The sequence below is a fragment of the Streptomyces hilarionis genome (assembly GCF_024539675.1).
GTDB lineage: Bacteria > Actinomycetota > Actinomycetes > Streptomycetales > Streptomycetaceae > Streptomyces > Streptomyces hilarionis.
Window position 1 is genome coordinate 1 of the sequence record NZ_JAHHIT010000673.1, and the last position, 289, is coordinate 289.

The 289-nt window shown below is 48.4% G+C and carries 1 protein-coding gene; it reads right to left on the reverse strand.

What is annotated here, in order from left to right; translation table 11 throughout:
- On the reverse strand, positions 1-182 hold a 182-nt coding region (locus KMS84_RS39965), incomplete at its 3' end, for a glyoxalase superfamily protein (protein ID WP_256921560.1).
- Positions 183-289 lie beyond the last annotated feature (107 nt).

Below are 289 nucleotides of genomic sequence, written 5' to 3' on the forward strand. Positions count from 1 at the left end.
CCCAGAAAATCAACATATAACTCGCGGGCCTTAGTTTCGTCAAAAATTCGCAATACGGGAGTCGATTTGTCAAATGTAACAGCGGGGTCAGGATCTTTATCCGGAAGCATCGCTGATGCTACCTTCCAGCCCTTATAACCCAACTGCTGTGCGACCAGTTCGAGTGCAACGGTGGGCGACACTTCTTAATTGCGTTAATTGCGCGTCCCTAACGAAGCACGCAGGCCCTTGGCCATCCGTTTGGCTTCTAGATTGAAGACATTATTTCTCTTGAAATGGAGGCATTTGG